Annotated in this window: 20 protein-coding genes; 7 read left to right on the top strand and 13 right to left on the bottom strand. The window is 70.2% G+C overall.

Annotation, left to right across the window (positions count from 1 at the left end; all coding sequences use genetic code 11):
• The first annotated feature begins 51 nt into the window (after positions 1–51).
• Together F4561_RS23475 and F4561_RS23480 are read left to right on the top strand one after the other, a co-directional pair.
• Positions 52–1,821 carry an acetyl/propionyl/methylcrotonyl-CoA carboxylase subunit alpha gene (locus F4561_RS23475; RefSeq protein ID WP_184581656.1) on the top strand — a complete coding sequence of 590 codons (1,770 nt, stop codon included), beginning with the start codon at positions 52–54 and terminating at the stop codon, positions 1,819–1,821.
• A gap of 140 nt (positions 1,822–1,961) precedes the next feature.
• Entirely contained in the window at positions 1,962–3,215 is a 1,254-nt protein-coding gene (locus tag F4561_RS23480) for a chemotaxis protein CheA (protein ID WP_184581658.1), read from the top strand.
• Positions 3,216–3,302: 87 nt separating this feature from the next.
• On the opposite strand, the gene F4561_RS23485 is transcribed toward F4561_RS23480, so the two are convergent.
• Positions 3,303–4,688 carry an NAD(P)H-quinone dehydrogenase gene (locus F4561_RS23485; RefSeq protein WP_184581660.1) on the bottom strand — a complete coding sequence of 462 codons (1,386 nt, stop codon included), beginning with the start codon at positions 4,686–4,688 and terminating at the stop codon, positions 3,303–3,305.
• Positions 4,689–5,023: 335 nt separating this feature from the next.
• Between F4561_RS23485 and F4561_RS23490 the strand changes: the two genes are divergently transcribed.
• The gene (locus tag F4561_RS23490) at positions 5,024–5,824 is read left to right on the top strand and encodes a purine-nucleoside phosphorylase (RefSeq protein WP_184584087.1); all 801 of its coding nucleotides are present in this window, start codon (positions 5,024–5,026) and stop codon (positions 5,822–5,824) included.
• Positions 5,825–6,997: 1,173 nt separating this feature from the next.
• On the opposite strand, the gene F4561_RS23495 is transcribed toward F4561_RS23490, so the two are convergent.
• Complete coding sequence (locus F4561_RS23495) at positions 6,998–8,011, bottom strand: aldo/keto reductase (RefSeq protein ID WP_184581662.1); 1,014 nt, start codon at positions 8,009–8,011, stop codon at positions 6,998–7,000.
• Between the two features lie 113 nt (positions 8,012–8,124).
• Between F4561_RS23495 and F4561_RS23500 the strand changes: the two genes are divergently transcribed.
• A complete protein-coding gene (locus F4561_RS23500; RefSeq protein WP_246437268.1) occupies positions 8,125–8,718 on the top strand; it encodes a TetR/AcrR family transcriptional regulator in 594 nt (197 codons plus the stop codon).
• A gap of 51 nt (positions 8,719–8,769) precedes the next feature.
• Here F4561_RS23500 and F4561_RS23505 read toward each other — a convergent pair whose 3' ends face one another.
• From F4561_RS23505 to F4561_RS23525, 5 genes are all read right to left on the bottom strand, one after another.
• A complete protein-coding gene (locus tag F4561_RS23505) occupies positions 8,770–9,390 on the bottom strand; it encodes a PH domain-containing protein (RefSeq protein ID WP_312885499.1) in 621 nt (206 codons plus the stop codon).
• Positions 9,387–10,484, bottom strand: coding sequence for an adenosine deaminase (locus F4561_RS23510; protein WP_184581666.1), 1,098 nt, complete (start codon positions 10,482–10,484; stop codon positions 9,387–9,389). Before F4561_RS23510 ends, F4561_RS23505 begins: the two co-directional genes overlap by 4 nt.
• A gap of 33 nt (positions 10,485–10,517) precedes the next feature.
• Positions 10,518–11,762: a M20 family metallopeptidase gene (locus F4561_RS23515; protein WP_184581668.1), complete on the bottom strand. Its 1,245-nt coding sequence runs from the start codon at positions 11,760–11,762 to the stop codon at positions 10,518–10,520.
• Positions 11,763–11,823: 61 nt separating this feature from the next.
• The gene (locus F4561_RS23520) at positions 11,824–12,999 is read right to left on the bottom strand and encodes a glutamate--cysteine ligase (protein ID WP_184581670.1); all 1,176 of its coding nucleotides are present in this window, start codon (positions 12,997–12,999) and stop codon (positions 11,824–11,826) included.
• Positions 13,000–13,357: 358 nt separating this feature from the next.
• Positions 13,358–14,542, bottom strand: coding sequence for a YihY/virulence factor BrkB family protein (locus F4561_RS23525; protein WP_184581671.1), 1,185 nt, complete (start codon positions 14,540–14,542; stop codon positions 13,358–13,360).
• A 487-nt stretch (positions 14,543–15,029) separates the two neighbouring features.
• Here F4561_RS23525 and galK point away from each other — a divergent pair, with 487 nt between their 5' ends.
• Together galK and F4561_RS23535 are read left to right on the top strand one after the other, a co-directional pair.
• A complete protein-coding gene (gene galK / locus F4561_RS23530) occupies positions 15,030–16,292 on the top strand; it encodes a galactokinase (protein ID WP_246437269.1) in 1,263 nt (420 codons plus the stop codon).
• A 136-nt stretch (positions 16,293–16,428) separates the two neighbouring features.
• Positions 16,429–17,640, top strand: a complete 1,212-nt coding sequence (locus tag F4561_RS23535; RefSeq protein ID WP_184581673.1) for an LCP family protein — start codon at positions 16,429–16,431, stop codon at positions 17,638–17,640.
• Between the two features lie 404 nt (positions 17,641–18,044).
• Here the strand turns inward: F4561_RS23535 and F4561_RS23540 are convergent, their stop codons facing one another.
• Together F4561_RS23540 and F4561_RS23545 are read right to left on the bottom strand one after the other, a co-directional pair.
• A complete protein-coding gene (locus F4561_RS23540; RefSeq protein WP_184581675.1) occupies positions 18,045–19,262 on the bottom strand; it encodes an NADP-dependent isocitrate dehydrogenase in 1,218 nt (405 codons plus the stop codon).
• Between the two features lie 377 nt (positions 19,263–19,639).
• Positions 19,640–20,011, bottom strand: a complete 372-nt coding sequence (locus F4561_RS23545) for a DUF3017 domain-containing protein (RefSeq protein ID WP_184581677.1) — start codon at positions 20,009–20,011, stop codon at positions 19,640–19,642.
• A gap of 490 nt (positions 20,012–20,501) precedes the next feature.
• Here F4561_RS23545 and F4561_RS23550 point away from each other — a divergent pair, with 490 nt between their 5' ends.
• The gene (locus F4561_RS23550) at positions 20,502–21,107 is read left to right on the top strand and encodes an FHA domain-containing protein (RefSeq protein ID WP_184581679.1); all 606 of its coding nucleotides are present in this window, start codon (positions 20,502–20,504) and stop codon (positions 21,105–21,107) included.
• Between the two features lie 337 nt (positions 21,108–21,444).
• Here the strand turns inward: F4561_RS23550 and F4561_RS23555 are convergent, their stop codons facing one another.
• The 4 genes from F4561_RS23555 to F4561_RS34055 form a co-directional block, all read right to left on the bottom strand.
• Positions 21,445–22,299, bottom strand: coding sequence for a bifunctional methylenetetrahydrofolate dehydrogenase/methenyltetrahydrofolate cyclohydrolase (locus tag F4561_RS23555; RefSeq protein WP_184581681.1), 855 nt, complete (start codon positions 22,297–22,299; stop codon positions 21,445–21,447).
• A gap of 34 nt (positions 22,300–22,333) precedes the next feature.
• Positions 22,334–23,902 carry a bifunctional phosphoribosylaminoimidazolecarboxamide formyltransferase/IMP cyclohydrolase gene (gene purH, locus F4561_RS23560; protein WP_184581683.1) on the bottom strand — a complete coding sequence of 523 codons (1,569 nt, stop codon included), beginning with the start codon at positions 23,900–23,902 and terminating at the stop codon, positions 22,334–22,336.
• A complete protein-coding gene (gene purN, locus F4561_RS23565) occupies positions 23,899–24,552 on the bottom strand; it encodes a phosphoribosylglycinamide formyltransferase (protein ID WP_184584093.1) in 654 nt (217 codons plus the stop codon). The genes purH and purN overlap by 4 nt, the downstream gene beginning before the upstream one ends.
• A 147-nt stretch (positions 24,553–24,699) precedes the next feature.
• Entirely contained in the window at positions 24,700–25,335 is a 636-nt protein-coding gene (locus tag F4561_RS34055) for a transposase (RefSeq protein ID WP_376773675.1), read from the bottom strand.
• Positions 25,336–25,364: the final 29 nt, after the last annotated feature.

A 25,364-nucleotide genomic window follows, 5' to 3' on the forward strand; every position in this document is an offset into this window, starting at 1 on the left:
CACGCCCGGGCGCCAGAACCGGCCGATGGTGGACCAGGAGGAAATTCGATCGTGCGTAAGGTTCTCATCGCCAATCGGGGCGAGATCGCCGTACGGGTGGCGCGTGCCTGCCGCGATGCGGGATTGGCCAGTGTGGCGGTCTACGCCGAGCCGGACTTGGACGCCCTGCATGTCAAGGTCGCTGATGAGGCGCACGCCCTCGGCGGGCAGACGCCGGCGGAGTCCTACCTCAACATCGAGAAGATCCTGGCCATCGCCGAGGCCGCCGGCGCTGACGCGGTGCACCCGGGTTACGGGTTCCTGGCCGAGAACGCCGGCTTCGCCCAGGCCGTAACAGATGCCGGGCTCACCTGGATCGGCCCACCGCCCTCAGCGATCACCGCCCTGGGCGACAAGGTGCAGGCCCGCCACATCGCCCAACGGGTCGGCGCCCCCCTGGTCGCCGGCACCCCCGACCCGGTCACCAGCGCCGAGGAAGTCGTGGCCTTCGCCACGGAGCACGGCCTGCCGATCGCGGTCAAGGCCGCCTACGGCGGCGGCGGTCGCGGCATGCGCATCGCCCGTACTCTGGACGAGGTCTCCAACGCCTACGAGGCCGCGGTACGCGAGGCCACCTCCGCCTTCGGGCGCGGCGAGTGCTTCGTGGAGCGCTACCTGGACCGCCCGCGGCACGTGGAGACCCAGTGCCTGGCCGACGCGCACGGCAACGTGGTTGTGGTCTCCACCCGCGACTGCTCCCTGCAGCGCCGCCACCAGAAGCTCGTCGAGGAAGCTCCCGCCCCCTTCCTCACCGCTGAGCAGCGCGACCTTTTGTACTCCTCCTCCAAGGCCATCCTGGCCGAGGCCGGCTACCGCGGCGCGGGCACGTGCGAGTTCCTCGTCGGCGCCGACGGCACCATCTCCTTCTTGGAGGTCAACACCCGCCTGCAGGTCGAGCATCCGGTCAGCGAGGAGACCACCGGCATCGACCTGGTCCGCGAGATGTTCCGGCTGGCCGACGGCGAGCCGCTGGGCTACGACGACCCCCCGGTGCGCGGGCACTCCATCGAGTACCGCATCAACGCCGAGGACGCCGCCAACAACTTCCTGCCCGCGCCGGGCACGATCACCACGCTGGCCCTTCCCACCGGGCCCGGGGTACGTATCGACACCGGCTGCGAGAACGGGTTCACCATCCCGCAGGCGTTCGACTCGATGGTCGCCAAGCTCATCGTCACCGGCGCCACGCGCGACGAGGCGCTGCGGCGCTCCCGGCGCGCCCTGGCCGAGTTCGAGGTGTCCGGGATGCCCACCGTCATCGGCTTCCACCGGGCGGTGCTCACCGACCCCGCGTTCGCCCCGGCCGACCCCAACGAGCCCTTCTCGGTGCACACACGCTGGATCGAGACCGAGTTCGACGGCACCGTGCCGCCCTACAGCGGCCAGACCGAGGGGGCAGCCGCGCCCGCCGAGCGCGAGACCCTCACCGTCGAGGTCGGCGGCAAACGCCTCGAAGTCACCCTGCCGGCGGGCCTGGGAGCCGCGGCCGGGCCCGCGAACGGCACCGCGACCCGCAAGTCCGCGCGGCGCAAGGCCGGCGGCGCCACGACGGCCGCGGTGAGCGGCGACTCCCTGGTCTGCCCGATGCAGGGCACGGTCGTGGCGATCACGGCCGCCGACGGCCAGGAGGTGGCCGAGGGCGATCCCGTCATCGTCATCGAGGCCATGAAGATGGAACAGCCGCTGAACGCGCACAAGAGCGGAACCATCACCGGGCTGTCCGCCGCGGTCGGCGAGACCGTCACCAACGGTGGCGTCATCTGCGAGATCAAGGACTCCTGACTGGTCGGGCGCCCGACCCGGCCCCAACGGCTAGGCACTCCGAGAAACTGACCCTAGGCTTGGGGTGGCAACCACCCGTGGGAACTGCGAGGTCTCCTCGTTCGTCTCTATGAGGGTGAGGGAGGCGAGAGGAAACGATCATGTTGCGTCGCTTGGTAATTCCAGCCCTGCTGACCGCAGGGCTCACCGTCGTACTGGCGGCCCCGGCGGCCGCCGATGCTCCCGGTGAGAGCGAGGTCGCCAGCCAACTGAAGAGCGACCACCTCTACATCGAGGAGAGCATCACCGAAGAGTTTCCCGAAGCGGACCAGGACGTCCTCGTCGAGGCCGCTGAAGGCGCGGAGACCCCCGTCTACTACGTGATCCTGCCCGATGGCACCTTCGCGTCCGAGTCCAGCCTGGACGCCTTCATGGAGGGCGTCATGGACGACGTGGGCGACGGCGTGTACGCCGGGTTCGTCGGCGACCAGGGGTACTTCGTGGAGTCCCCCAACCTCGACGAGTCCGCGGTGCGGGAGATCGGAACCGAGGCCAAGTCGGAGGGGAACGGCAACCAGATCGACACGCTCGCGGCCGTCCCCGACGCGGTCGAGTCGCACGAGGCCGGCGAGGCCGCCTCCGCCACCTTCGGCATGCTGCTGCTCGGACTGCTCGCGGTGGGCGTCGTGGGCGGCGGGTTCTTCCTGTACCAGTCCAAGAAGCGGCGCGATGCGCAGAAGGCCAAGGAACTCGCCGAGATCAAGCAGATGGCCAGCGAGGACGTCGTTCGCCTCGGCGAGGACATCGCGCGGCTGGACGTCAATCTCAGCGAGGTGGACGAGGCCACGCGCACCGACTACACCAACGCCATGGACTCCTACGACCGGGCCAAGGCGTCGCTGGACACCATTACCGAACCGGAACAGATCCAGCAGGTCACCAACGCCCTGGAGGACGGGCGGTACTACATGGTGGCCACTCGTGCCCGGCTGAACGGCGAACCGGTACCCGAGCGGCGCCAGCCGTGCTTCTTCAACCCGCAGCACGGCCCGTCCGAGCAGGACGTCAACTGGTCACCGCCCGGTGGCACGTCCCGCTCGGTTCCGGCCTGTGCCGCCTGCGCGCGGGCGGTGCGCTCGGGCCACGACCCCGACGTCCGGATGGTCGAGGTCGACGGGGAGCGCCAGCCGTACTACGACGCCGGTCCCGCCTACGCCCCCTATGCCGGCGGCTACTTCGGCATGAACATGATGGCCGGGATGTTCACCGGCATGATGATGGGGTCCATGATGGGCGGCATGATGGGCGGCGGAATGATGGGTGGTGACATGGGCGGCGACTTCGGCGGAGGCGACTTCGGCGACTTCGGCGGCGGTGACTTCGGAGGCGGCGACTTCGGAGGGTTCGACTTCTAGAACCGCCACCCGACGCAGAGGGGTCCCGGCCGGGTACGGTCGGGACCCTTCTGCGTGGTGGACGCACCCAGCGGGTGCGCGCGGGGCCTACTCGGGCGATGCCTGCATGAGCGAGCGTGCCGCCTCGGTGACACTGCCGGAGAGCGACGGGTACACCGCGAACGTGTGAGCGATCTCGTCGACCGTCAGGCGCTGCTGCACCGCCACGGACACCCCGAGGATCAGCTCGCTGGCGCGCGGGCCGACGATGACCGCGCCCAGCACGATGCCGGTGTGCTGGCGGCAGATCAGCTTGACGAAGCCGTCCTTGGTGTTGTGCATCTTGGCGCGCGGGTTGGTGTCGAGGGGCAGGTTGACGATCCGCCCGTCGATCTTGCCGGAACGGACGTCCTCCTCGCTCGCCCCGACGGAGGCCAGCTCCGGGTGGGTGAACACGGTGGCCGCCACGGTGGACATCTTCAGCGGCGAGACCGCCTCGCCGAGGGCGTGCCACATGGCGATCCGGCCCTGCATCGCGGCGACCGACGCGAGCATGTTCACACCGGTGCAGTCCCCCGCGGCGTACACTCCGGGCGTCGAGGTCCGCGAGACCCGGTCCACCTGGATGAACCCGCCCTTGTCGAGGTGGACGCCGATCTCGGAGAGCCCGAGATTCACCGTGTTGGGGATCATCCCCACCGTCATCAGGCAGTGGCTGCCCTGGACCGTCCGCCCGTCGGAGAGCGCCACCTCGACTCCGTCCCCTGTGTTGGTGACCGACTCGGCCCGGATGTTGCTCAGGACCTGCATGCCGCGGCGCCGGAAGACGCCCTCCAGCACCTCGGCCGCGTCGGCGTCCTGGGTGGGCATCACCCGGTTGCGCGACGAGACGAGGGTCACCTCGGAACCGAGCGCCTGGTAGGCGTTGGCGAACTCGGCGCCGGTGACTCCGGAGCCGACCACGATGAGCCGCTCCGGCAACGCGTCGAGGTCGTAGAGGTGCCGCCAGGTGAGGATCCGCTCGCCGTCGGGCTGGGCGGTCGGCAGCTCGCGCGGGTGGGCGCCGGTGGCGACCAGCACGACGTCGGCGTGGATGCGCTGGTCCCCGACGGCGACGATCCGCGGATCGACCAGCCGGCCCTCGCCCGGCACGATCTCGATCCCCTCTTTGACCAGCCGGGCCGCGGTGTCCTCGGACTGCGCCTTCGCCAGGCGCTTGACCCGCGGGTTGACGGTCGTCATGTCGACCTCGGTGTCGTTGAGGTCGGACCGGCCGGCGCCGGAGACATGGATGCCGAGGTCGCACGCTTCCCGGACATAGGTGTTCCGGACCGACGTGGCGATGAGGGTCTTGGACGGCATGCAGTCGGTCAGAACGCAGGCGCCGCCGATTCCGTCGCGATCCACCACCGTCACGTTCGCGCCGAGCTGCGCTGCGACCAGGGCCGCCTCATAGCCTCCGGGACCGCCACCGATGATCACGACCTTCGTCACGTCTGCCTCACTCCTTTTGGGCGGCGAGCGCGCGCCGGGATCACCGGCTGCCGTACCGCCCGAGTTCTGTGCTGCTCGCCTGTCGCTCTCCCATTGTCGGTCATCCCGAGTGGCGGAAATGGCAGGACCGGGCCTGTCGCAACAGACCTGTCCTGCTCGCGGCGCGCCGCCACGGCGATGCGCCACCGTTCCGGGCACGTTGGGCCGGGTTCGCGCCGTCCGGGGCGCGACACTCCCCAATCCGCTTCGAACGCACTGCGTTGCGCTCAGTAACCGATCGCCTAGCTGGGAGTACCCTCCGGAATGTGAGCGAATCCACGCCCGAGCGCCCCGCAATGTGGACGGCCGACGCCAAGGACGTCGCCGCCGAGGCCGCCAACGAGCTCAAGTACCGAAGCGGCGCCGATTCCTACGACGCTGTGGTGGTGCTCGGTTCGGGTTGGGCGGGAGCCGTCGAATCGCTGGGCCAACCGGACATCGAGCTTGAGATCGCGGAGCTGCCGGGCTTCGTGCCACCGGGGGCCATCGGCCACGCGCCGACCGTGCGCAGCATGTGGGTCGGCGCGAAGCGGATCGCGGTGTTCATGGGCCGGACGCACCTCTACGAGGGGTACGACGCCATGCAGGTCGCCCATGCCGTGCGGACCGGGATCGCCGCCGGGGCCGGCACCGTGCTGCTCACCGGGTCAGCGGGCTCGCTGCGCGCCGACTTCGCGGTGGGCCAGCCGGTGGTGGTGCGCGACCACATCAACCTCACGGGAACGTCGCCGCTCGCGGGTCCGGACTTCGTGGACCTCTCGAACGCCTACACGCCCTGGCTGCGCCAGACCGCCCACGAAACGGACGGGTCGCTGACCACGGGTGTCTACGCGGCGCTCCCCGGCCCGCAGTTCCAGACGCCCGCGGAGCTGTCCATGCTGCGCACAGCGGGAGCTGACCTCGTGGGCCACTCCATCGCGCTGGAGACCATCGCCGCCGCGGAAATGGGTGCCGACGTTCTGGCGATCGCGATGGTGAGCAACGATGCGATGAGTGGCCTGTTCGGCGGGGCGGACTACGACCGGGCGCTCGGCGTAGTACAGCAGCGCGCCTGGCACCTGGGGGCGCTGCTCAACGGGATCCTGATGCGCACCTGATCGCGCGGGCGCCGCCAGCGCTCGGCGGCGCTTCCCTCGTGGTGGGAACCAGTAGCGGACGCGCATTGGCCACGGCCGTGGAACGGCGCTGGGCCCCGCGTTCGCCGGGGCCGGCCCCGGCCCGCGACCGGTACCCGCGTGGCGAGCAGCATCCCGAGGCTAAGGATGGGGGTACCGGTCGCGGACCCGGAACAACGCGGCTCGGACCGGAGCCCGCGAAACCCCCGATCCGGGCCGCGTACGGATCGTGCGCCGACCCGGTGGTACCCGAAAGGTCCCCCGCGGGATTCGCCCCCCGGATACCCACCACGCGTGGCGAGCCGTGGCCGCCGGCGCACCGATATTCAGTTGAACTGCGACGCCCGCGGAACTCGGCGGCCGGCGGTGCTCCAGACGTCCGCGCACGCATCCGGCCACCAGCCACCGAACTCCTTAGGCATGCCTTACCTAACCAGGTTCGCCGGTCGTGGTCAACCCCCGCAGTGAGGCAACGTAGTTGAATGGGGCCGCAAGGCGGCCGGATAGCGATATCGCAACGAGGGCAACGAGGACACCGGATGGACCAGCCCCCAGCAGTCGGTGCGGGTGCCCGGTGGTTGCGCACGTAACGGGGGCGGCGGGGACGGTGGATGGGCCGGCCCGCAGTGATCGGTGCGGGTGCCCGATGGTGACGCACACGACGGGGCAGCGACAACGGTGGATGGGCCGGCCCGCAGTGATCGGTGTGGGTGCCCGATGGTGACGCACACGACGGGGGTGGTGCGGGCGTTCTCGGCGACGCTCACCCCCAGAAGACTCGCAATCCGGACATAGCGGGCGCGTGTGGGGGTGCGCCCCGCACCGAAGGTGACCGTGGGGACATGTTCGGCGCCGAGAACGACACCACAGACAGTCTCGGCGCGGCTCAGCACCGAGAACGACACCACAGACACCCCCGCAGGCCGACCCACCCACCGTCCTCGCCGCCCCCGTTGGGCGCCGCACCACGTATCCCCAGCACCGACACGCACCCACCCCGGCCACCCGGCGCCTTCGCCGCCCGCCGGAGGCCGCACCACGTACCCACCGCAGCGGTGAACGTCACGCCCGGACCATCCGCCGTCCTCGCCGCCCCCGTTACACGCGCCATCACCCCCACCGCACCGGTGATCACACACCCGAGCCATCCGCCTCCTAAGCGTCGGCGGGCAGCAGGCTGCGCAGTTCGGGCGGGAGATCGGGAAAGCGGTCCCCGGTGACCTGGTCCGCGATGGGGGCCAGCGCGGCGAGGTCGTCCCCGGTGAGGTCGACGTCCAGCGCCGCGACATTGCTCTCCAGCCGCTCCGTCCGCTTGGTCCCGGGGATGGGGACGACGGAGAGCCCGTGCGTGCGCGACCGCTGGCACACCCACGCGAGAGCGACCTGCGCCGGGGTCACCCCCTTGGCCGCGGCGATCTCGTGGAGCGGCTCCAGCAGGGAACGGTTGTGCCGCGCGTTCTCGGCGGAGAACCGCGGGTAGGAGTGGCGCAGGTCGTCGGCCGAGAGAGCGTCGGTGGAGGTGTACTGTCCGGTCAGGAACCCGCGGCCGAGCGGCGAGTAGGGCACGAGCCCCACACCCAGCTCGGCGCACGCCGGAACCAGGGACTCCTCGATGTGCCGGGTGAACAGCGACCACTCGGTCTGCACCGCCGCGATCGGGTGCACGCCATGGGCCGCGCGCAACTGGCCGGAGCCGAGGTTGGACAGTCCAAGGTAGCGGACCTTCCCCGCGGCCACCAGCTCGGCCATGGCGCCGACACTCTCCTCGATCGGCACGCTCGGGTCGGGGACGTGCTGGTAGTAGAGGTCGATGTGCTCGGTGCCCAGGCGGCGCAGGCTCGCGTCGCACGCCTGGCGGATGAAGTCGGGATCGCCGCGCGCTCCGGTCGGCGCTCCGGTGTCGGGGTCGAAGGTGGCCCCGAACTTGGTGGCCAGCACCACTTCGTCGCGCCGCACCCCGGACAGGAACTCGCCGAGCAGCGTCTCGTTGGCGCCGCGACCGTAGGCGTCGGCGGTGTCCCAGAACCGCACGCCGAGGTCCAGAGCGCGCCGCAGCACAGCCAGGGACTCGCCGTGGTCGGCGGGGCCGTATCCGGAGCTCAGCCCCATACAGCCCAGGCCCATGGCCGGAACCGCGAGGCCCGTGCTACCTAGAATGACGTCACGCATGAACATGGATCCCTTCGGAAGAATAACCGGGATGCCCATCCCGTTTAATTGTCCGGAACATACGGGACGCCTGTCCCGCTTGTCAACGCGCGACCGAGAGGCTGGGCACCGCCATGGGAAAGGCCGTTCCACCGGACACCGGCGAATCCGCGAAGGGCATGCGCGCCGACGCGCGGCGCAACCGCGACCGGGTACTGGAAACCGCGATCGAGGTCTTCGCCACCGAAGGGCTGTCCGTCCCGGTACACGAGATCGCGCGGCGTGCGGGCGTGGGCACGGGAACGGTCAGCCGGCACTTCCCGACAAAGGAAGCGCTCTACGAGGCGATCGTGCTGCGCCGCGTGGAGCGCATCATGGAGCGCGCCGCGCCCCTGGCCGAGTCGGACGATCCCGGCGCGGCGTTCTTCGAGTACCTGGCGGTCCTTGTCGAGGAGGGCGCGGTCAACCGCGGGCTGGCCGAGGCGCTCGCTGGCGTCGACTTCGATATGGACGGCGCCGCGAAGCGGGCCGGCTACGACATTGGCGACCTGGAGCGGCGGTTACTCGTACGCGCGCAGCAGGCCGGCGCGGTGCGTCCGGAGGTCGAGGCCGCCGACGTCAAGGGCCTCATTGTGGGCTGCCTGGCGCGGGAACGCGACGGCGCCGACCCCGACGCGCGCGGCCGGATGATCCGCGTTGTCAGCGACGGGCTGCGCGCGCCGCAGTGAGCCCCGGCCGGGCCACCCGCCGCGCGCCGGCTACCCTTTCCCGAACCCTGGTCAGCCGAGCTGCGTCGCCGCCAGGAGCAGCACGAGAGGACCCGCCAGGGCCGCGACCGAGTCGGGTGACCACCTGGTCATGGGGGCGCTGGGGGCCGCCGCACCCTCCGGCGGCCGCTCGCCGGACTGCCCCGCCTCGGCATCGCCCCCCAGAGTGGCCTTGCGCTTCTCGGCCTCGTCGCGAAGCTGCTTGGCGGCGGCGTCCATGGGCCGCATCGTGTGGAGGTCGCCCTCCTCGGTCTCCGGGTCGGCGTAGCCGCCGGCGCGGCGCAGGTTGTCGCGCACCTTCTGGCGTTTGGTCTCGCGCAACGGCCAGGAGCGGAACACCCGCTCCCCGGCGTGCACCCGCACGACATCGGTGACATCGGCCCAGGTGAACGCCGACCACGGCACGAACGTCTCGCGCATCGGGTTGACCAGGCGCACCCCGTGCTCCGTGGGGACGACCCGCGGCCGCAGCCACAGGACGTAGACCGCCCCCACCGTGCACAGAAGCGCCGCGGCCGGCACCAGGCGGCCGGCATCGGTCCGACTGATCGCGAGGTCCACCAGCAACAGGGCGGCCAAGCCGACCCACACCCAGCCGAGAGCCCGGGGCGCCGGCGCGGCCAGGGGTTTCACTGCGCCGCCCACTTCAGTTGCGCGAAGCCGGGTTTGATACAGCCGTTGATGAGCGACAGCCGCTCGTCGAAGGGCAGGAACGACGACTTCATCGCGTTGACTGTGAACCACTGCAGGTCGTCCCAGCCATAGGAGAACGCGTCGACGAGCTTCGCGAACTCCCCTGTCAGGCTGGTCCCGCTCTGCAGCCGGTTGTCGGTGTTGACCGTTACCCGGAACCGCAGCCGGGTCAGCGGGCCGACAGGGTGCTCCTCGATCGACGGCGCGGCCCCCGTCTGCACGTTGGAGCTGGGGCACATCTCCAGCGGCACCCGCTGGTCCCGGACGTAGCTCGCCAACCGGCCCATTTGCACCTTGCCGTCGCTGAACTCCTCGATGTCATCGACAATCCGCACGCCGTGTCCGAGCCGGTCGGTGCCGCACCACTGCAGCGCCTCCCAGATCGACGGGAGGCCGAACGCCTCGCCCGCGTGGATCGTGAAGTGGGCGTTCTCCCGCCGCAGGTACTCGAAGGCGTCCAGGTGCCGCGTGGGCGGGTAGCCGGCCTCGGCCCCGGCGATGTCGAACCCCACCACGCCGACATCGCGGTAGCGCACCGCGAGCTGCGCGATCTCCTGGGACCGGGCGGCGTGCCGCATCGCTGTGAGCAGCGCACCCACCCGAATCGAGTGCCCCTGGCCTTCGGCTCGGTCCTGGCCCTGCCGGAACCCTTCGAGGACCGCCTCGACTACCTCGTCCAGGCTCAACCCTCCGTCGAGGTGCAGCTCGGGCGCGAAACGGATCTCCGCGTAGATGACCCCGTCCGCCGCGAGGTCCTCGGCGCACTCGGCCGCGACCCGGATGAGCGCCTCGCGGCTCTGCATCACCCCGACGGTGTGCCCGAACGTCTCCAGGAAGAGCTCCAGCGACCCGGTGTGCGAGGCCCCGTGGAACCAGGCGGTGAGCTCGTCCGTGTTCGTCGTGGGCAGTCCCGTGTAACCGGACTCGTGGGCCAGGTCGACGATGGTCTGCGGACGCAGCCCTCCGTCGAGGTGGTCGTGCAGCAACACCTTGGGTGCCTGGCGGATCTGCTCCTCGGTCAGCTTCTCGCTCATAGGACTCAGGATGCCACCCGGAGCACGCCCGGGTCAGGCCAGCGCGGCGTCGTTCGCCCACGAATCGTCGTCGAGCGGGCCACCTTTCTCGTGCAGCGCCGTGAGCGCGATGCCCACCATGAGCTGCGTCCCGATGCCGATGGCACGCTCGTCGACGTCGAACGTGCCCCGGTGCAGGTCGAGCATGGGTCCGTCGGATGCCGGCGGGTGCGTGCCCAGCCGGGCCAGCGCGCCCGGAACGTGCTCCAGGTACCAGGCGAAGTCCTCTCCCCCAAGGCTCTGCGCCGTGCTGGCCACCGCCTCGTGGCCCAGGGTCCGCGCGCAGGCGTCCCGCAGGATACGCACGCTCTCCGCCTCGTTGACCGTGGGTGGCACCCCGCGCCGGTAGTCGACCTCTGCCGTGGCCCCATAGGCCGCCACGACCGAGTCCACCAGTTCCTTGACCAGATCGGGGGCGGTGTGCCACGCCTCGTCGTCCAGGCAGCGCACAGTGCCCTCGGCGACGGCGTCATCGGGAATCACGTTGGGCGCCGAACCCGCGCTGACCCTGCCCCACACGAGGCTGAAGCCGGCGCGCGGGTCGACCCGCCGGGACAACGCGGCGGGAAGCTCGGTGACGACCTTGCCGAGGGCGTAGACGAGGTCGGCCGACAAATGCGGCCGGGCCGTGTGCCCTCCCGGCCCCGACAGCCGGACCAGGAGCTGGTCGCAGGCGGCGGTGATGGCGCCGGCGCGCAGCCCTACCTGGCCGGCCTCCAGCCGCGGGTCGCAGTGCAGCGCGAAGATGCGCTTGACGTCGTCGACCGCGCCCGTCTTGATGACTTCGCGGGCGCCGCCCGGCATCTCCTCGGCGGGCTGGAAGATGAGCCGCACCCGTCCCGGCAGCGCTCCCCCGCGCGCCTGCTGGGCGAGGAACATGCCGGCCGCGAGCAGCACCGTCGTGTGCACGTCGTGCCCGCAGGCATGCGCCGCTCCCGGCACCGCCGACCGGTACTCGACATCCTTCTCGTCGGTGATGGGCAGGGCGTCGATGTCGCCTCGAAGCGCCACCACGGGGCCCTCGCCGGAACCGATCTCGCAGGTCAAGCCGGTCCCCTGGGGAAGTACCTCGGGCGACAACCCGGCGGCGCGCAGCCGTTCGGCCACCCGCTGCGTCGTCCTGTGCTCGGCGAAGGCGAGTTCCGGGTGCGTGTGCAGGTCGCGCCGAAACGCGACCAGCTCGCGCTCCTGCCGAGCCAGAAAGGTTGTCAATTGTTCCCGCAGGTCACGCCCCTGCATGAGAGGGCCCCTTCCTTGGTGGTCAACGTTGGTTCTCGGCCGGCTCCGGTGCTGCTGTGGCTTACGTCCCGGTCCAGCCCGCCGTGGGGTCCACCGCCCGGGAGGCGATTCCCCCGGTGCGGAACTCGACCGCCAGGGCATCCACGACGTCGTTGAGCGTGCCACCCTGATCGATGATCGCCCGTTGCCGCTCGTAGGAGGCCCCCTTGTCCAGGACCTCCCATGCGACGTCCAGATCCTCCGCACAGCCGAGCCGGTGTGCCACCGGCTCCAGCTCGCGGAGAAGCTCGTACACGTCGTCGCGCAGCGGAGCGGTGCTCCCGTTCTCGTCAGTGATCACGCGGGCATCCAGCCCGTAGCGGGTCGCGCGCCACTTGTTGTCGTTGACGACCCAGGTGGGCGGGCTTGGTAGCCCATAGCCGCGATCGATCTGCTGGTCGAAGAGCCGGACGATACTCTGTGAGAGTGCGGCGGCCATTCCGACCTCGCGCAGGGTCGGGATTCCGTCGAACATCCGGATCTCGATGGTGCCGAAATCCGGGTGTGGGCGGATGTCCCACCAGACTTCCTTAATACTACTGATCGTTCCGGCCCGGATGAGCGTCGCCATGTATTCCTCGAAGGTGGGCCAGTCACGGAGCCTCGGCGGCGGCCCGGCGGTGGGCAGGGCCCCGAATATGATCGACCGGCTGGACACCAATCCGGTGTCGTGGCCGCTCCAGAATGGGCTCGACGCCGTCAGCGCGAGGAAATGCGGGAGATACTTCGCCAGGGCGTTGACGATCGGCACCGCCTTTTCCCGCGATCGGACGCCCACGTGCACGTGCACCCCGAACGTGAGAATGCGCCGGACGAGCCACTGCATCTGGTCGATGAGCTCGCCGTACCGCTGCCCGGGGGCGAATGCCTGGTCACGCCAGTCGTCCAGCGGATGCGTGCCCGCGCAGATCGGGGCGAGCTGCCGGGGGTCAAGGGCCTCTTGCAGGCGGGCGACGGTCCCGGCGAGATCGGTGGTGACCTCCTCGACCGTCTCGCAGATACCGGTGACGACCTCGACCGTGCTCTGCATGAGCTCGTGGCGCAGCGGTGGGCTGTCCGAGGCCGCGCTCAGATCCGGCAGCGCACCGAGGACCTGCTGCGCCTCCTGACGCAGGTGCCGGGTGTGCACGTCGACAAGTTGCAACTCCCACTCCACCCCGATGGTGGCGCGTTCGGACGCGTTGAATTCGATGGCCACGTTCACCCTCCGCGCGGACGTAGCGCCGGCTCGCACGCCGGCGTTTGGGGCACCATAAGCGAGGAACTGTCCGGGGTGTCAGTCCACTCCATGACCGGTTTCCCTCCATTGCGGATTCAATGCGCGGTTTGCCCCGCGAGGTGGCTCTCGGGACTACGGGCCCGGTTCCGGCCAATCGAAGATTGCTCGCTGGGACTCCGGGAAACCGCGGGGCGCGATCGGAAAAGGGAGGCGCCCTCTCAGTACGCGCACCCGGCAGCTCGCTGTCGTGATTCGCCCCGAATCCAGCACAATGCCGGATTTATTCGGCGGCCGCCGTTGGTGAATGCTCCCGCCGATGGAGCCACGTTACCCAAGATCACGCAGCCGGACCGCGGCGTGACCGATACGTAATGTACGGGCCCTGCCCTGCTGGGTTGCGGCGGCGGCCACCCCCAAAGCGCTGGCGCAGCCACCACACCGCGCCCGCCAGTGCCGCGGCACCGCCAGTGAGCACCGCCGTACGCCACAGCACCCCGCGTACCCGCGCACCCCGGCTGCCGGGACGCGGTCGCGAGCTCTCGCGGGCGGCGAGCCCGTGCGGTTCGGCGGCGCCGCCGCCCGCCGGTACGGCCATCGGTACCGCGCCCGGGTACGGCGGTGCCACCGGGAGTCTCGTGGCGGTCCACGCCGCCGCGAAGAACACCATCCGCAGCACGATGTTCATCCACACCAGCAGGCCGACCAGAACCGCGAACGACGCGTACACCGGGTTGCCGAGCGTTCCGGCGAGCAGGAGCGCACCCAGCGCCTTGAGGATCTCGAATCCCACGGCGGCCAGCAGCGCCCCGCGCCACAGCAGCCGCCACGGCCGCCGGGTCCCCGACAGCTTGGAGAACAGCACCAGGAAGATGAGCGTGCTCACCGCGATCGCGACAGCCAGCCCGACCGTCCTGGTCGCCACGACCAGCACGGCGACCTCATCCAGCCCCATCCAGCCGAGCAGCCACCGGGTACCCGTCTGCAGCACGCTGGTCAGGACCACCGATGCCAGCAGGGCGGTACCGAGCACCACCATGACGATGGTGTCGATCACCTTGGCCAGGACGAAGTTGGGGCCGTCCGAGACGCTGTTCAACCAGATGACGTGCAGTGCCTCGCGCAGCGCGGACACGGCGCCGAGCCCGGCGTAGAGCAGGCCGAGAACACCCAGGATCCCCGCCCCGGTCCGCGCATCGGCGATCGTTTCGATGGGCAGCTCCTGGGAGAGCCCCGGCAGCACCTCGCTGATGGCCTGCTCCATGAAATGGCGCGCCTCCACATGGAACGCGGCGAGGTAGCCCGCGACGGCGAACGCGAGAGCGAGCAGCGGGAAGAACGACAGGAACGCGTAGTAGGTGACCGAGGCCGCGAGCTGGTTGCCTCGCTGGTCCGAGAAGCGTTCATAGGCGCGCACCAGGTGGTCGAAGGCCGGACGGTGCCGGCGGGCCGCCCAGAAGCTCTCCATGGCGACGTTGCGGTAGTGCCGTGCCCGATCCCTGGCCTGTCGTGTTATCGAGGGCATGGGTTCCCGTACGCCCTTTCGTTGTCACGCGGTGAACGACGAGGGTAAACCAACCGCTGCGGTACGCAGCATGCCCGGCGCGCCCGGCACGAGCAAGAAGCCTGACCTGTAGGCCGGGTAGCCCCATCCGGTTTCCAGCAGAACGCCGCTTCGGACGAACGCTATAGATTGCAACTGTGCGAAGTCGACAACCCCTTCACCCGCTCTGCCGGAACGCCGCTGGTCGGGCGATCACCCAGTACGGCAGGACACCTGGCGGCGACCGCTCATCCGCGGCCGCCGGCCACCGCGCTCTCGGCTCGTTCCCGCCCGGGACGCACTCTGGCCACGACCCGGCGACGAGCGCCGCACGCGTCGCCGGCACCATCGCGGGCCGGCTTGCCCGGCAGCCAGGCGGTGCCACCGCCCGCGGACACCGGGTCACCCCGTGCCATGGCGCGCCGGGCGGTGGCCGGACGGAGCCGTCGCCTATCGCGCGCGATGCCTCATGAGTGCCCTCCAGTCGATGCTCGATTGGCTGCGCGGCGGCCGGGGAACCCGCGGCGGCGCCCCTGACGAGTGGCCGATCTCCGCGGACGTCCGCACCGAGGAGCTCAGCAGCGCGTTCACCGAAGCGTTCGGGGAGCCCCCGTCCGGCGTGTGGCGGGCGCCGGGACGGGTCAACCTCATGGGGGAGCACACCGACTACAACGACGGCCTGGTACTGCCTATTGCGCTGCCATGGGGGGTGTCCCTGGCGCTCGCCCCGAACACGTCCGGATCGGTGGAGCTCCGCAGCGCGCAGCGCCCCGGCGAGGCCGTGCGGTTCAGCCCAGCGGACCTTCACCCGGACAGCTCCGATGCCACGGGCTGGGCCGGTTACGTCGCCGGCGTCTTCTGGGCAGCGCGGGAGAGCGGCCACCTCGACCCCGGAGTGGGAGCGCGGATCCTGCTCGACTCCGACCTGCCCGTCGGCGCCTCGCTGTCGTCATCGGCCGCCGTGGAATGCGCCGCGCTGCTCGCCCTGGTCGACACGTTCGGCCTGGACGAACTGGGCCGGGACCGGGCCGCGATGGCACGCACCGCCAGGCGCGCGGAGAACGAGTTCGTCGGCGCGCCCACCGGGATCATGGACCAGAGCGCCTCGCTACGCTGTACGGAAGGCCGCGCGCTGTTCCTGGACTGCCGGACCGGCGGCGCCCGCACCCTGCCGCTGCCGCTCGGCGACGCCGGGCTGCGGCTCCTGCTGGTCGACACCCGGGTGCGGCACCGGCTCAGCGACGCGGGGAGCGGCTACGCGGCCCGGCGCGCGGAGTGCGAGCGTGCCGCGCGCCAGCTCGGCGTCGACGCGCTGCGCGACGTCGAGGACCTCACCGATGCGCTCGGCGCGCTCCCCGACCCGGTCCTGAGCCGCCGGGTCAAGCACGTGGTGACCGAGATCAACCGGGTGAACGCCACTGTCGGCCTCATCCGGGCCGGGGCGCTGCCGGAGATCGGGCCGGTGTTCAACGCCTCGCATCTCTCGCTGCGCGACCAGTTCGAGGTGTCCTGCCCGGAGTTGGACGTCGCCGTCGAGGCGGCGGTCGGCGCCGGCGCACGCGGCGCGCGGATGACCGGGGGCGGGTTCGGCGGCACCGCGGTCGCCCTGGTCGCCGAGGACCGGTTGGCGGACGTCCGCAACGCCGTGTCCGCGGCGTTCGCCAGGCGCCGGTGGCGCGAACCGGAGTTCCGGGACGCTCTGCCCAGCGCGGGAGCCGGGCGGCTGGCCTGAGGTTCCGCACGGTGCGCTAGCTCGCGCAGCGCACCGCTCGTCCGCCTTTGTGCTGAACCCACATACGATATGCCGCATCAGAACGGATAGGGGCACTGATTCGGTCCGGCGAGGTGACAGATGGGCGACCACAGCCATGGTTGACGAAAGTAATCGCGGTTCCGGCGGGCCTGCGGGCGACCAGGACCGAACTGGGGTCTTCCGCCGGGGCAGCGGGAATCCCGACGAGATCGAGCGCCTTTACCGGCCGCGGTCCGAGGGCCGGTCGGCCAGCGGTGGCGCCGGCGCTACCCGGCGCATGCCGCCCGCGCGCGAGGACCGGCCTGGAGGGTCGTCCGGAGGCGGGCGCGTCTACGACGGGTCGGGCCGGCAGCGCCGCGACCGCGAACGGCGGCGCAGGCGCCGGCGCACCGTCCTGGTCGTCCTGCTGATCCTGCTGCTCGTCATCCCCGGCTCGTTCTACCTCTGGGCCGACTCCCAGTTGGAGCGGGTCGACGCGCTCGGCTACGAGGGCCGCCCCGAGGAGCAGCCCGGGACGACCTACCTGATCGTCGGGACCGACGGCCGCGAAGGGCTCAGTGAAGAGGAGCGGCAGGCCCTGGGCACCGGCGACGCCGAAGGCAAACGGACCGACACGATCATGGTGCTCTACGTTCCCGACGACGGCGGGCAGTCCACCATCATCAGCGTGCCGCGCGACTCCCTGGTCGACGTCCCCGAAGTCGGCGAGACCAAGATCAACGCCGCGTTCGCCGAGGCGCTCGGCGGCGGGCCGTCCCGGCTGGCGAAGACGTTCGAGGACGCCAGCGGGGTGCACATCGACCACTACGTCGAGATCGGTATGGGCGGCTTCGTGCAGATCGTCGACTCGGTCGGCGGCGTGGAGATGTGCCCGGAGGAGGCGATCGAGGACCCGAAGGCCAACCTGGACATCGAGGCCGGCTGCCAGGAGATGGACGGTGCCACCGCGCTCGGCTACGTGCGGACGCGCGCGACCCCCAACGCGGACCTCGACCGGGTCAAGCGCCAGCGCGAGTTCTTCAGCACGCTGATCAGCAAGGTCACCTCGGCCAGCACACTGGCGAACCCGTTCCGCTCGGTCCCGCTGGTCAACGAGGGCACGAAGACGTTCCTGGTGAACGAGGACGACCACCTGCGCCATCTCGCCTCGATGGGACTGGCCATGCGCGACGACCCCGCCACCACGTCCGTCCCGGTCGGCTCCACACCGACCCTCGACACCGTGGGCTCGGTCGTCATATGGGACGAGACGAGATCCGAGGAGATGTTCCAGGCCATGCAGGAGGGTGCGGAGATCCCCGAGTCGGCGATGGAGACGAACTTCTGAGCGCCGCGGGCGTACCCCGGAGCCCGTGCCCGCCGCGGCCCCGCGGCGGGCGGGCGAAAAACGAGGGGCCCACCACCTCCCCGGTGGTGGGCCCCTCTCTTGACGTTCCGCACCGCGCGCGCCTACCCCCCAGCGGGCGCGTGGCCGGCACGCCAGTCTTGATGGTCAGCTGTCGGTGTCTCCCCCATCCGACATCTGCCTCTAATCTAGGCAATGTTCGCGTAACACGCGAACACCATCGCGGTGCTCTATACCGCACCCCGGACAGTAGCCGTTGGTAACTGTCCGCGCCGACAAGACCCATAGTGCCATCACGCGGGCCGCGGCGGGGGCGTTTTCCGCGAAACGACGCCGGGCCGTCTCGCCCCGAAGGTGAGACGGCCCGGTCAGCGCTGTCGGACCGCTCAGGCCAGGCGCTTCTGCAGGTTCTCGTCCAGAACGGCGAGGAACTGCTCGGTGGTCAGCCAGTCCTGGTCCCCACCGATCAGCAGCGCGAGATCCTTGGTCATCTGTCCGGACTCGACACTCTGGATAACGACGTCTTCAAGCGTGTTCGCGAACTCGGTCACAGCGGGGGTGTTGTCGAGCTTGCCGCGGTGCTCCAGCCCCCGGGTCCACGCGAAGATGGACGCGATCGGGTTCGTGGAGGTGGGCTTGCCCTGCTGGTGCTGGCGGTAGTGCCGGGTCACGGTCCCGTGCGCGGCCTCGGCCTCGACCGTGCGGCCATCGGCGGTACGCAGCACCGAAGTCATCAGGCCCAGCGAGCCGAAGCCCTGCGCCACGGTGTCGGACTGGACGTCACCGTCGTAGTTCTTGCAGGCCCAGACATAGCCGCCCTCCCACTTGAGCGCGGCGGCGACCATGTCGTCGATCAGCCGGTGCTCGTAGCTGATGCCGGCGGCCTCGAACCGCTCCTTGAACTCGTTCTCGAAGATCTCCTCGAACACGTCCTTGAACATGCCGTCGTAGGCCTTGAGGATCGTGTTCTTGGTGGACATGTACACCGGCAGGCCGCGGTCCAGGCCGTAGTTGAGGCTGGCGCGCGCGAAGTCCTCGATGGAGGAGCGGTAGTTGTACATCCCCATGGCGACACCGCCGCTCTCAGGGAAGTTGGCGACCTGCATCTCGACAGGCTCCCCGCCATCCTCGGGCGTGTAGGTGATGGTCACCGTTCCGGCACCGGGGACCTTGAAGTCGCTGGCGCGGTACTGGTCGGCGTGCGCGTGCCGACCGATGATGATCGGCTTGGTCCAGCTCGGGACCAGCCGCGGCACGTTCTCGCAGATGATCGGCTCGCGGAAGACCACGCCACCAAGGATGTTGCGGATCGTGCCGTTCGGCGACCGCCACATCTTCTTCAGGCCGAACTCCTCGACACGGGCCTCGTCGGGCGTGATCGTGGCGCACTTGACGCCCACGCTGTGCTGCTTGATGGCGTTCGCGGCGTCCACCGTCACCTGGTCGTCGGTGCGGTCGCGCTCCTCGACGCTGAGGTCGTAGTACTTCAGGTCGATGTCCAGGTACGGAAGGATCAGCCGGTCCTTGATGAAGGACCAGATGATCCGGGTCATCTCGTCGCCGTCAAGCTCTACTACGGGATTCTCGACCTTGATCTTGGCCATGGTTGTGTGGCTGTCCCTTCGTCTCGGCTAGCCGTCGTACGGCTGAAGGCCGTGCCGCGAACGCGCCGGGTATCGGCCGCCGGTCAACGGCCCGCGTCCGCTGGCGCTCGCGGCGATCGCACGGCCGCGATCGCCGCGCCCGCCCGCGGCCGCCGTGTCGGCGTCGCGCTCGCGGCAGAGTATGTGTCTTCTATGTCTCGATGACAGTGGCAGTGGCAGTGTCCGCCGGTTGCGTCTGCGCTTCCTGAGCACCCCATGAGCTCGCCGCAAAGCCCCGAACCGCCCGGGCGTGAACCGAGCGCACCGGCTGCTCGCCGGGATCGCCGGCGCTCCGTGCATCGACTCTGTGGTATCTCGATATCAAGCTTAATAGACGCCTACTCGGTCAGTTGCGGGGCCACCCATGCCAACACGATCAGCAGTACGGCGAGCGTGCTCAGCGTGACGACATCCACCCACCGGGTCCGGACCGCGAGCATGCCGATCTTCTCCGGAGGCAGGAACGCGCGGAACACGGCACCCAGGAGCAGGGCACCAGCGATCAGCGCGGGGCCCCGCTTGAAGTACGCGGCCGCGACGATGACGATCCCGGCCGCCATGGTGGCGAGCACGAGAAAGTAAGGGACCTGGGACAGCCACCCCGGAGCCGCAGCGGGCTGGTCCGGACCGTGCCCGGCCTCCCCGTCGGGTTCCTCTTCGGGTGAGTGTGACTGGGGTGCTACCGCTTCCTCCACCGCGTTCTGGCTCACCGTAAACCTCGCGTTAAGCAGTCCGTATCTCGAATCCCGACCCTACGCCCGGATGCTTCGAGCCGCGGTCCGGGTACACGCCCGCACTCCGGACCGAAACTGGGACGCCCGCGAGGCCAACGACCGAGCGGATCTTGCGTATCTCGACATCCTCACTGGCCACAGCAAAACTCATTGTAGTTAACCCGGGTTCCGCACCGCCCCGTTCCACCCCGAATCGGCCGGCACACCACTCACCCGCATCGTGCCCCTATTCCGGGGATTTACCGCAACCCCGGCGAGAGAACTGTCTGGCTCCCGAGTAAGAGCGTAGAAATCTCACCGTTCGGGTAACCCGTCATGAGATGAGTGCCACGGTGAGCGAGGACAGCCCTCTATGACCCCCACCCAGTCAGCGCCCGGCAACCGAGCAACATCCACTACCAAACACCCTGTCACGCCCCGCCGCGACATTCCTCATCGACCGCGCCCCACTCCGGGAGGAACTACCGTGGACGGGCCCTTTCTCCGGGTCGAGGAGAGCGGGGACGTAATGCCGCTGCACGCCGAGGTCACCACGGTCGGACGCGGACGAGGCGCCGACATCCAACTCGGCGATTCGAGCGTTTCGCAGCTCCACGCCGAGCTGGTACGCCGCGGACCCTACGTCTATGTCGTCGATCTCGGCCTCTCACGCAACGGCACCCGCGTCAACGGCCGCCCTATTGCCCGCCGGGTCCTCGACGAGGGCGACGTCGTCAGCTTCGGCAGCGCCCGATGCAAGATCGGCGGCCTGCCCCGCGAGGAAATCAACCCCGACGTCGAACTGCGCAAGGGGGCCGCTCCAGAGCTGACCCGCCGCGAGCTCGACGTCCTCACGTCACTGTGCCGCCCCGCGCTCTCCGACGAGGCGTTCGTCTCGCCCGCGACCGCGCGCGACATCGCCGAGGACCTGGTCGTCACCGAAGCCGCCGTCAAGCAGCACCTACTCCGCCTCTACCAGAAGTTCCGGATCCCCGAAGGCCCGAACCGCCGCACCCGCCTGGCCAACGAGGTAGTGGCCCTGGGCCTGGTACGCCCCATGCCGATCCCCGGCCGCGAGTACCAGGCGAGCTGACCCGCCGACGCCCACCCGTGGCGGCCCCTCAGGATGTCCGGTCCCGGACGCCCTGCAGCCCCGGGCCATGCTCACGGCTGGGCGTCGGAGCGAGGAGGAAGCACAGAGTGCCATCCGGCGCTCGGGAACGAGGACGATGCCGGCCTCGCGGAGCCGTGCCCGGAACCGGCACCACAGCGGGTTGGGGTGCATGCGCTTTTCCGCTCCACCCCCGCCGCCAGGACGTGTCGGGCTCGTGGCCGTTCCGCTGCCACACGGGACAGCATGGCCCGGCTCTTGGGGCCCGGCCGGTCACGGCCGGGGCCGCCCGCGCGCTGGCGCGCGGGCGGCCCATCGATCACAGGCCGGCCAGCCGCTCGGCGGCCTCCACGACATTGACCATCAGCATGGCCCTGGTCATCGGCCCGACGCCCCCGGGGTTCGGGGACACGTAGCCGGCGACCTCGCGCACGTCCAGCGCCACATCGCCGGCGATTCCCTCGTCGGTGCGCGACACACCAACGTCGAGCACGGTCGCGCCCGGCTTCACCATCTCCTTGGTGACCAGCCCCGGAACCCCGGCGCCCGCCACGACGATGTCGGCATTGCGGGTGTGCGCGGCGAGGTCGCGAGTGCCCGTGTGGCACAACGTGACGGTGGCGTTCTCGCTTCGCCGGGTCAGCAGCAGCCCCAGCGGGCGGCCGACCGTCACTCCCCGGCCCACGACGACCACCTCGGCGCCCTTGAGCGGAATGTCGTAGCGGGAGAGCAGCTCAACGATGCCGCGCGGGGTACACGGCAGCGGGGCCTCCTGCATGAGCACCAGCCGGCCGAGGTTCGCCGGCTGCAGGCCGTCGGCGTCCTTGTCCGGATCGATGAGCCCCAGCGCCCGGTTCTCGTCCAGCCCCTTGGGCAGCGGGAGCTGGACGATGTAGCCCGTGCAGTTGGGGTCCTCGTTCAGCTCGGTGATGGCGTTCTCGACGTCGGCCTGGCTGGCCGTGGCGGGCAGGTCCCGGCGGATGCTCTCGATCCCGATCTCCGCGCAGTCGCGGTGCTTGCCGGCGACGTAGGTATTGCTGCCGGGGTCGTCTCCGACCAGGACCGTACCCAGGCCGGGCACTGCGCCCTTGGCCCGCAGCGCGGCCACGCGATCGTTGAGCTCCGCCCGGATAGCCGCTGCGGTGCTCTTGCCATCGAGAATCTGTGCGCTCACGGCGTCCGTCCCTTGCGTGAGTTGGAGTGGCTGACTAGTGGAAGAAGTGCCGGGTTCCCGTGAGGTACATGGTCACCCCGGCGCGCTCCGCCGCCGCGATGACCTCGTCATCGCGGACGGATCCGCCCGGCTGGACCACGGCCCGCACGCCCGCTTCCGTCAGGACCTCAAGGCCATCGGGGAACGGGAAGAACGCGTCGCTGGCCGCGACCGCACCCTGGACCCGGTCGCCGGCGCGCGTGACAGCGAGGCGCGCCGAATCGACCCGGTTGACCTGGCCCATCCCCACCCCCACGGTCGCGCGATCCACAGACAGCAGGATGGCATTGGATTTGACCGCACGCACTGCGCGCCAGGCGAACGCGAGATCCGCCAAGGTCGCGGCGTCGGCGGCCGGCCCCGCGCGCAGCTCCCACGCGTCGGGGGCGTCTCCCGGCGCGTCGATGGTGTCGGCCGCCTGGAGCAGTGAGCCGCCGCTGATCCCGTGGAACTCGGGCTTCGCGCGGCGGTCGGGCGGCCCCACGACCAGCAGCCGGATGTTCTTCTTCCGGGTAAGTACCTCCACGGCTCCCGGGTCGAAGTCGGGTGCCGCGAGCACCTCGGTGAAGATCTCCGCGACCTGCTCGGCCATGGCCACGCTCACCGGGCGGTTGGTCGCGATGACCCCGCCGAAGGCCGAGACGGGGTCGCAGGCGTGCGCCTTGCGGTGAGCCTCGGCGATATCGTCGGCCACCGCGATGCCGCACGGGTTGGCGTGCTTGATGATGGCGACGCATGGCTCGGAGAAGTCGTAGGCGGACCGCAGCGCGGCGTCGCTGTCGACGTAGTTGTTGTAGGACATCTCCTTGCCGTGCAGCTGCTCGGCGCCCGCCAGGCCGGGGCCCGACGGATCGTCGGCCCGGTACAGCGCGGCGTCCTGGTGCGGGTTCTCCCCGTAGCGCAGGGTGGCCGCACGTTCGTACGCGGTGGCGTAGAACGCGGGCCAACCGGTCCGCACGGCGACGTCGTCGGGCGCGTACCGCGTGGCGAACCAGGTGGACACGGCGGCGTCGTAGCCAGCGGTGTGCGCGAAGGCGAGCGCGGCGAGCTGCTTGCGCTGCTCCAGGGTGAACCCGCCGGCGCGCACCGCTTCGAGCACGCTGTCGTAGCCGGCGGGGTCGGTCACCACGGCGACACTGGTGTGGTTCTTGGCTGACGCACGCACCATAGCGGGCCCGCCGATATCGATCTTCTCGACACACTCTTCGGGCGACGCCCCAGAGGCCACGGTCTCCTGGAACGGATACAGGTTGACCACGACCAGGTCGAACGGAGCGATCCCCAGGTCGTCGAGCGCGGTGCGGTGCTCGGCGCGGGTGCGGTCGGCCAGCAGGCCCGCGTGCACGTTCGGGTGCAGGGTCTTGACCCGGCCGTCCAGGCATTCCGGAAAGCCGGTGACGTCCTCAACCGGCGTGACGGGAACGTCGACCTCCCTGAGCCGGGCCGCGGTGGACCCTGTGGAGACGATCTCGACGCCGGCCTCCGCGAGGCCGTAACCGAGCTCCTCAAGCCCGGTCTTGTCGTAAACACTGATCAACGCACGCCGAATGGCCTGCTGGCTCACCGGTTCTCCTTCGTTGCGTAGCCGGGCTGCTGGGACGCTGTGGGCTGGTCGGGTTCGAGCCGTACCTGCCGGTCGACGATCGTCCATCCCCCGCGGGCGAGTCTGTCCACGACCTCGACCAGCATGCGCCGTTCCACCGTCTTGATGCGTTCGTGCAGGCTCGCGACGTCGTCGTCGGGCTCGACCCGCACCGTGGCCTGGTCGATGACGGGGCCGGTGTCGACGCCCTCGTCGACGAAGTGCACGGTGGCGCCCGTGACCTTCACGCCGTAGGCGAGGGCCTCGCGTACCGCACGCGCCCCCGGGAACGCCGGGAGAAGCGCCGGGTGGATGTTGATGACGGTGTGCCGGCTCAGCACCTCGGGACCCAAGAGCCGCATGAAGCCGGCGGAGACAACGAGGTCCGGCTCGAAGCGGGCGAGCTCGTCCGCGAGCGCGGCGTTCCACCGGTCGCGGTCGGGATAGGCGGCGAACGGCGTCACGAACGTGGCCGCACCGGCCTCCCGCGCGCGGGCAATTCCGTGCGTGCCCTCGCGGTCGGCCCCGACAGCGACCACGGAGGCGCCGTAGCCCGGGGCGGCCGCCGCGTCCAGCAGCGCCGCCATGTTGCTCCCCGCCCCTGATACGAGAACGACTACTCGCGCCGACAGAGTGCTTCCTCCTCACCAGAGAGCGCAGTGGAAACGTCTGCGCTCCTGTCCTCCCCGGACGGCACGGCGTGGCGCACGGCATCCGAGGCCGGGTCCGCCCACAGGCCGGGCGAAGGTGTTGGGGCAGCGTGGGCCCCATTCGCCTCGTCACCCTATCTGGCCCGTTGACGTCCTCCGTGGGGAGGACCCGGGGATTCCCGCAGCCTCGCGGCTGTCGGCGCGGTGCGCCTCACGGCGTCCGCTGGTTCCTGTTTCACGGGCCGGCGCCCCCACTCCCGAAAAGGTGGTGGTCTTACCCCACCTCCCGCCCCTACTGCGAGGGCTTCGCCATGATCTCGCAGCGGGGGCCCGGCGTTTCAACTCTCCGCTTCCCGCGCTCTGGCGAGTTTCCGTCCAGCGGCGAGCACAATGGTCGACGCGGTGGCATCCCGGTCGTGGGTGGTTGCGCACCCAGAACAGGTCCAGGTGCGCACGTGCGCCTTGGCGATCCTGCTCCGGGCCTTGGCCCGGTTCGCCGACCCTTGGCCTTGCGGCACAGCGCCCGCTGGCCTTCGTCAGCTTCTTCTCGGCCCGGCGTAGGAACCGGGGGTTGGACACCTTCGTGCCGTCGGAAAGTGCCGCGAAGTGGCACCGCCCCAGATCGATGCCCACATCATCTGCGGTCTCCGGCAGCGGTTCGGCGTCGGCCTCAACCACGAACGAGGCGAAATACGGCCCGCGGCGTTCCTTGATGACACTCACCGTAGCGGGCGAGCATGTGCACCTGCTGGTGCGCTCCCCCACGGCCGCGGTCTCTAACCTGGTCAGCAGCA

It is taken from the genome of Lipingzhangella halophila (assembly GCF_014203805.1).
GTDB classification, from domain to species: domain Bacteria; phylum Actinomycetota; class Actinomycetes; order Streptosporangiales; family Streptosporangiaceae; genus Lipingzhangella; species Lipingzhangella halophila.